This window comes from Pseudomonas sp. NPDC086112 (genome assembly GCF_044746425.1).
In the GTDB taxonomy this organism is placed as follows: Bacteria; Pseudomonadota; Gammaproteobacteria; order Pseudomonadales; family Pseudomonadaceae; genus Aquipseudomonas.
Genome location: NZ_JBIVCD010000037.1, coordinates 62,666 through 69,227, shown reverse-complemented (window position 1 = coordinate 69,227; position 6,562 = coordinate 62,666). Strand labels below are relative to the sequence as shown.

Here is a 6,562-nt window from a genome sequence, read left to right as displayed (position 1 = left end):
CATGGGAAAGGGACCCTAGGCAACGCGTGGGTAAAAAAGTGCGGCAAACTCTAACAACGACAGGGATTTTGGGCAAGGCGCCAATATGTTAAATTGGCCGCTTTTCTGTGCACCAAGCCCCACAATCGCGGCCTTGAGACCGTAGAAATGCGGTAGTGTTCCGACAATCTAACACACGGACGCCGTCCGTTCTGTTTTCCACTGGAGAATCCCATGGCGCTTGAACGCTCCGACGTGGAAAAAATCGCTCATTTGGCCTGCCTTGGCCTCAATGAAGCCGATCTTCCACACATCACTTCGGCCCTGAACAGCATTCTCGGGCTGGTCGACGAAATGCAAGCGGTCAATACCGACGGTATCGAGCCGCTGGCCCACCCACTGGAAGCCAGCCAGCGCCTGCGTGCAGACGTCGTGACTGAAACCAATCATCGCGAGGCCTATCAGTCCATCGCACCAGCGGTCGAAAACGGCCTGTATCTGGTTCCGAAAGTCATCGACTAAAGGGAAAGAGCCTGCAATGCATCAATTGACTCTGGCCGAGATCGCCCGCGGACTCGCCGATAAAAAGTTTTCTTCCGAAGAGCTGACCAAAGTCTTGCTGGCGCGCATCGCCCAGCTCGACCCGCAGCTCAACAGTTTCATCAGCCTCACCGAAGACCTAGCGCTGCAGCAGGCGAAAGCCGCTGACGCTCGTCGGGCCAACGGTGAGAGCGGCGCCCTGCTCGGCGCGCCGATCGCGCACAAAGACCTGTTCTGCACTCAGGGCATCCGCACCAGCTGCGGCTCGAAGATGCTCGACAACTTTAAAGCACCGTACGACGCCACCGTGGTCGCCAAACTGGCTGCTGCCGGGGCCGTGACCCTGGGCAAGACCAACATGGACGAATTCGCCATGGGGTCGGCCAACGAGTCGAGTTACTACGGCGCGGTGAAAAACCCGTGGAACCTGGAATACGTTCCGGGCGGCTCGTCCGGCGGTTCAGCGGCGGCCGTTGCCGCTCGTCTGTTGCCAGCCGCGACAGCTACCGACACTGGCGGTTCTATTCGACAGCCGGCAGCCTTTACCAACCTCACAGGCCTGAAACCGACGTACGGTCGTGTCTCGCGCTGGGGCATGATCGCTTTCGCTTCCAGCCTGGACCAGGGTGGCCCGTTGGCGCGCACCGCTGAAGACTGCGCGATCCTGCTGCAAGGCATGGCCGGTTTCGACCCGCAGGACTCCACCAGCATCGACGAGCCCGTGCCTGATTACAGCGCCAGCCTCAATGGTTCGCTGCAAGGCCTGCGCATCGGCGTGCCGAAGGAATACTTCAGCGCCGGTCTCGATCCGCGCATCGCCGACCTGGTCATGGCCAGCGTCGAAGAGCTGAAAAAGCTCGGCGCCGTGGTCAAGGAAATCAGCCTGCCAAACATGCAGCACGCAATCCCTGCGTACTACGTGATCGCTCCGGCGGAAGCGTCTTCCAACCTGTCGCGTTTCGACGGCGTGCGTTTCGGCTATCGCTGCGCAGACCCGAAAAACCTGGAAGACCTGTACAAGCGGTCCCGTGGCGAAGGTTTCGGCCCGGAAGTGCAGCGCCGGATCATGGTCGGTGCCTATGCGCTGTCGGCCGGTTACTACGACGCCTACTACCTGAAGGCGCAGAAAATCCGTCGTCTGATCAAGAACGATTTCATGGCGGCCTTCAATGAGGTCGACATCATCCTCGGCCCAACCACGCCGAACCCGGCCTGGAAGCTCGGCGCCAAGAACAGCGACCCGGTCGCCGCGTACCTGGAAGACGTCTACACCGTCACCGCCAACCTCGCTGGTCTGCCGGGCTTGTCCATGCCTGCAGGCTTTGTCGATGACCTGCCGGTCGGCGTGCAGTTGCTCGCCCCGTATTTCCAGGAAGGCCGCTTGCTCAACGTTGCGCACCAGTATCAGTTGAACACTGACTGGCACACCCGCACCCCAACCGGCTTCTGAGGAGAAACACATGCAATGGGAAGTCGTGATCGGGCTGGAGATTCATACCCAGCTCACCACCCGGTCGAAAATCTTTTCCGGTAGTTCCACCACCTTCGGTTCCGAGCCGAACACCCAGGCCAGCCTGGTAGACCTTGGCATGCCCGGCGTATTGCCGGTGCTGAACCAGGAAGCGGTGCGCATGGCGGTGATGTTCGGTCTGGCCATCGATGCCGAGATCGGCCAACACAACGTGTTCGCCCGCAAAAACTATTTCTACCCGGACCTGCCCAAGGGCTACCAGATCAGCCAGATGGAATTGCCGATCGTCGGCAAGGGCCACCTGGACATCGCGCTGGAAGACGGCACGGTCAAACGCGTCGGTATTACCCGCGCGCACCTGGAAGAAGACGCCGGTAAAAGCCTGCACGAAGAGTTCAACGGTGCCACCGGCATCGACCTGAACCGCGCCGGCACGCCGTTGCTGGAAATCGTTTCCGAGCCGGACATGCGCAGCGCCAAGGAAGCCGTGGCTTACGTCAAGGCTGTCCATGCGCTGGTGCGTTACCTGGGCATCTGCGACGGCAACATGGCCGAAGGCTCGCTGCGTTGCGATTGCAACGTGTCGATCCGTCCAAAGGGTCAGGCAGAGTTCGGTACGCGCTGCGAGATCAAGAACGTCAACTCGTTCCGCTTCATCGAGAAGGCGATCAACACCGAAGTGCAGCGTCAGATCGAGTTGATCGAAGACGGCGGCAAGGTGATCCAGCAAACCCGTCTGTACGATCCGAACAAGGACGAAACCCGTCCGATGCGCAGCAAAGAGGAAGCCAACGACTACCGTTACTTCCCCGATCCAGACCTGCTGCCGGTGGTCATCGAGGACTCGTTCCTCAACGACGTGCGCGCCACCCTGCCGGAACTGCCACCGCAGAAGCGCGAGCGCTTCCAGGAACAGTTCGGTCTGTCGGTGTACGACGCCAGCGTCCTGGCCACCAGCCGCGAACAAGCCGATTACTTCGAGAAAGTCGCAAGCATCGGCGGCGACGCCAAACTGGCGGCTAACTGGGTGATGGTTGAACTGGGCAGCCTGTTGAACAAGCAAGGCCTGGACATCGACCAGTCGCCGGTTTCGGCCGAGCAACTGGGCGGCATGCTGCTGCGCATCAAGGACAACACCATCTCCGGCAAGATCGCCAAGGTGGTGTTTGAAGCCATGGCCAACGGCGAAGGCAGCGCAGACGAGATCATCGACAAGCGCGGCCTCAAGCAAGTGACCGACACCGGCGCGATCTCGGCGGTGCTGGACGAAATGCTCGCGGCCAACGCCGAGCAGGTCGAACAATACCGCGCGGCAGACGAAGCCAAACGCGGCAAGATGTTCGGTTTCTTCGTCGGCCAGGCCATGAAAGCCTCCAAAGGCAAGGCTAACCCGCAACAGGTCAACGAACTACTTAAAAGCAAGCTCGAAGGCTGATGGCAATGGAGCCAGCACTCAGACCTGGCTCAAATCCCTGTGGGAGCGGGCTTGCTCGCGAAAGCGGTATGACATTCAACATTTATGCTGGATGTGATGGCCTCTTCGCGAGCAAGCCCGCTCCCACACTTGTATGTGGGAACCATTGAATGAAGCGTCTGCTCAGTGCCTGCGCCCTGCTCTCTCTATTGGCCGGTTGTGCCAGTACGGATACCATCGATCCACACGGCTACGACAAGACCGGCGTAGCTTCGTATTACGGCGCCAAACACCATGGCAAACGCACCGCCAGCGGCGAGCGTTTCAACCAGCACGGCCTGACCGCCGCCCATCGCCAGTTGCCGTTCGGCACCCGGGTGAAGATTACCAACCTGAATAACGACAGGTCCTGCGTGGTACGCGTCAACGACCGCGGGCCATACTCTCGTGGGCGCCTGATCGACGTGTCACGTGAAGCGGCCGAACAGTTGGGCATGCTGCGCAGTGGCACCGCGAAAGTTCGCGTGCAAGCCCTCGACGACTGATAGACGGAGCGCTGACTATTTTCGGACTTGCCGATTTACCCCTGATCAGCGTGATTGAATTGTTCAGCGGTCTGTTTTTACTGGTCGCCGGTGCCGAATTGATGGTGCGCGCCGCCGTGCGCCTGGCCGCGCGACTGCATGTGCGGCCGCTGATCATCGGCCTGACCATCGTGGCCCTCGGCAGCAGCGCACCGCAGATGGCGGTCAGCCTGCAAGCCACCCTGGCGCAAAACGCCGACATCGCCGTTGGCAGCGTGATCGGCAGCAGCATCTTCAACATCCTCGTCACCCTCGGGCTCTCGGCGCTGATTATTCCGCTGCGGGTTTCGCGGCAATTGGTGCGCCTGGATATTCCGCTGATGATCGGCGCCAGCCTGCTGGTGTTCGTACTGGCATGGAACGAAGAACTGAACCGGTTCGACGGCATGCTGCTGCTGGCCGCGCTGGTGCTGTATCTGGGCTTGCTGCTGCGCCAGTCGCGGCACTCGGCCCGTCCGCCATCGGGCGCACATGACGCACTGCAGGCCCCCTGGTTCGGCAGCCTGTTGATGATTGTCGCCGGGCTGGCGATGCTGGTGTTCGCCGGGCACTTGCTGCTCGGCGCCGCGGTGGCGGTCGCGACCGACCTGGGCTTGTCGGAGCGGATCATCGGCCTGACGATCGTCGCCGTCAGCACGTCCCTGCCGGAGCTGGCCACTTCGTTGATTGCCGCGTTGCGCGGTCAGCGGGACATCGCGGTAGGCAACGTAATCGGCAGCAATCTGCTCAACCTGTTGGGCGTGCTAGGGCTTACCGCATTGATCGCGCCGTCGCCGCTGTCGGTCTCGCCGAACGCCCTGGATTTCGACCTGCCGGTGATGCTCGGTGTCGCGGTGCTGTGCCTGCCGGTGTTCTATTCCGGCTACCGGGTGACTCGCGCCGAAGGCCTGCTGTTCTTGGGTTTGTACCTGGCCTATGGGCTGCACGTGGTGTCGTTCACCACCGGTATGCCACTGGCCGGCAAGCTTGAACACCTGATGCTGTTTTTCGTCCTGCCGGCGCTGGGGGCGTTTTTGCTGTTCACCTCGCTACGCGCCTGGCGTCGCCAACACCACAAGAGGGAATTGCCATGACTGACAATAAGAAACCTGGCATTGAAGTCCGCCGCCAAGTGATGGGCGACGCTTTCGTCGACCGCGCCTTGGGCAATGCCACCGAGTTCACCCAGCCGCTGCAGGACTTCGTCAACGAACACGCCTGGGGCGGGGTCTGGAACCGTGAAGGTCTGCCGCTGAAAACCCGCAGCCTGATCACCCTCGCCGCGCTGACCGCGTTGAAGTGCCCGCAAGAATTGAAAGGCCATGTGCGCGGTGCGCTGAACAACGGCTGCACCGTGGAAGAGATTCGCGAGGCACTGCTGCATTGCGCGGTGTATGCCGGTGTGCCGGCGGCGATCGATGCGTTTCGGGCGGCGCAGGAAGTGATTGATAGCTATCAGAAGCCGGAGTAATCGTCGGAATTTGTGTTGATTGTTCTGCCGTCTTCGCGAGCAAGCCCGCTCCCACACTTGATCGGTATGAACCCAGATTTTGGGTACACCAAAAATCCACTGTGGGAGCGGGCTTGCTCGCGAATGGATCTGAAAAACACCACAAACCCCAAGGCTAGATCCACCCACCCCACTGCAACAAAAAGATCCCGACGTTGGTGGTGACCGCCGCCATCAGCGTGGTAATCACGATGATCGCTGCCGCCAATTCATGATTGCCATTGGCCTGCCGCGCCATGACGAAACTGGCCGCCGCGGTGGGGCTGCCGAAGTACAGAAACAGAATCCCCAATTCCGCCCCGCGAAACCCCCAGAGCCAGGCGCCAAGCGTCGCCAGCACTGGCAGGCCGATCATCTTCACCAGGCTTGAACTCAGCGCCATCGTGCCGCTTTTGCGCATCGCCGCCAGCGACAACGTGCCCCCGATGCAGATCAAAGCCAACGGCAAGGTGGTTTGTGCCAGGTACTGGCCGGACGTTTCCAGCCACCCCGGCAAACCAATCTTGAAATACGCAAACGGCGTCGCCGCAAACACGCTGATGATCAGCGGGTTGACCATCACGCTCTTGCAGATGCTCCACGGGTCAGACTTGATCACCGGGCTGTAGACCGCCAGCACGATGGTCGAGAGCGTGTTGTAGAACAGGATCACCAACGCCGCGAGAATGGCCCCAAGGGAAATCCCGTAGTCGCCGTACATGCTCGCCGCCAGTGCCAGACCGATAACGCCGTTGTTACCGCGAAACGCGCCTTGGGTGTAGATGCCCCGGTCTTCCCGCGGGCATTTCCAGATCGCCCAGCCCCAGGCAATCGCAAAACACATCAGCGTGGCAATCGAGAAGTAGATCAGCAGCGCCGGTTGCAGCGCGGCATGCAGGTCGGCATGCAAGATGCCCAGAAACAGCAACGCCGGCATGGTGACGTTGAACACCAGGGCCGACGCGGTATGAATGAAGTTGTCGTTGATCCAGTCGATGCGCTTGAGCAGCGCCCCCAGAAACAGCATGGCAAACACCGGCGCGGTGATGTTCAGGGTTTCGAGGAAAATAGCCAGCATGCCGGGAGAACCTTGGGTGGGCGTCGTT

The 6,562-nt window shown here is 60.7% G+C and carries 7 protein-coding genes; 6 read left to right on the top strand and 1 reads right to left on the bottom strand.

Annotated elements, in window-relative coordinates; translation table 11 throughout:
- Nucleotides 1-213: 213 nt before the first annotated feature.
- The 6 genes from gatC (at nt 214) to ACIPLA_RS22280 (ending at nt 5,438) form a co-directional block, all read left to right on the top strand.
- Nucleotides 214-501: an Asp-tRNA(Asn)/Glu-tRNA(Gln) amidotransferase subunit GatC gene (gatC, locus tag ACIPLA_RS22305; RefSeq protein WP_047537661.1), complete on the top strand. Its 288-nt coding sequence runs from the start codon at nt 214-216 to the stop codon at nt 499-501.
- A 16-nt stretch (nt 502-517) separates the two neighbouring features.
- The gene (gene gatA / locus ACIPLA_RS22300) at nt 518-1,969 is read left to right on the top strand and encodes an Asp-tRNA(Asn)/Glu-tRNA(Gln) amidotransferase subunit GatA (RefSeq protein WP_401175977.1); all 1,452 of its coding nucleotides are present in this window, start codon (nt 518-520) and stop codon (nt 1,967-1,969) included.
- A gap of 10 nt (nt 1,970-1,979) precedes the next feature.
- Nucleotides 1,980-3,425: an Asp-tRNA(Asn)/Glu-tRNA(Gln) amidotransferase subunit GatB gene (gatB, locus tag ACIPLA_RS22295; RefSeq protein ID WP_217857637.1), complete on the top strand. Its 1,446-nt coding sequence runs from the start codon at nt 1,980-1,982 to the stop codon at nt 3,423-3,425.
- A gap of 149 nt (nt 3,426-3,574) precedes the next feature.
- The gene (locus ACIPLA_RS22290) at nt 3,575-3,949 is read left to right on the top strand and encodes a septal ring lytic transglycosylase RlpA family protein (RefSeq protein ID WP_123355900.1); all 375 of its coding nucleotides are present in this window, start codon (nt 3,575-3,577) and stop codon (nt 3,947-3,949) included.
- A 50-nt stretch (nt 3,950-3,999) separates the two neighbouring features.
- Complete coding sequence (locus ACIPLA_RS22285) at nt 4,000-5,061, top strand: calcium/sodium antiporter (protein ID WP_401175973.1); 1,062 nt, start codon at nt 4,000-4,002, stop codon at nt 5,059-5,061.
- Nucleotides 5,058-5,438, top strand: coding sequence for a carboxymuconolactone decarboxylase family protein (locus ACIPLA_RS22280; protein WP_218398676.1), 381 nt, complete (start codon nt 5,058-5,060; stop codon nt 5,436-5,438). Before ACIPLA_RS22285 ends, ACIPLA_RS22280 begins: the two co-directional genes overlap by 4 nt.
- A 154-nt stretch (nt 5,439-5,592) precedes the next feature.
- Here ACIPLA_RS22280 and ACIPLA_RS22275 read toward each other — a convergent pair whose 3' ends face one another.
- Nucleotides 5,593-6,534 (bottom strand): AEC family transporter, encoded by a 942-nt coding sequence (locus ACIPLA_RS22275; RefSeq protein WP_123498954.1) that lies wholly within the window; start codon nt 6,532-6,534, stop codon nt 5,593-5,595.
- Nucleotides 6,535-6,562: the final 28 nt, after the last annotated feature.

Coding starts and splice junctions, on each gene's coding strand:
- ACIPLA_RS22275 (WP_123498954.1), bottom strand. CDS start 6,534: ATGCTGGCTATTTTCCTCGAAACCCTGAACATCACCGCGCCGGTGTTT.
- gatA (WP_401175977.1), top strand. CDS start 518: ATGCATCAATTGACTCTGGCCGAGATCGCCCGCGGACTCGCCGATAAA.
- ACIPLA_RS22290 (WP_123355900.1), top strand. CDS start 3,575: ATGAAGCGTCTGCTCAGTGCCTGCGCCCTGCTCTCTCTATTGGCCGGT.
- gatB (WP_217857637.1), top strand. CDS start 1,980: ATGCAATGGGAAGTCGTGATCGGGCTGGAGATTCATACCCAGCTCACC.
- gatC (WP_047537661.1), top strand. CDS start 214: ATGGCGCTTGAACGCTCCGACGTGGAAAAAATCGCTCATTTGGCCTGC.
- ACIPLA_RS22280 (WP_218398676.1), top strand. CDS start 5,058: ATGACTGACAATAAGAAACCTGGCATTGAAGTCCGCCGCCAAGTGATG.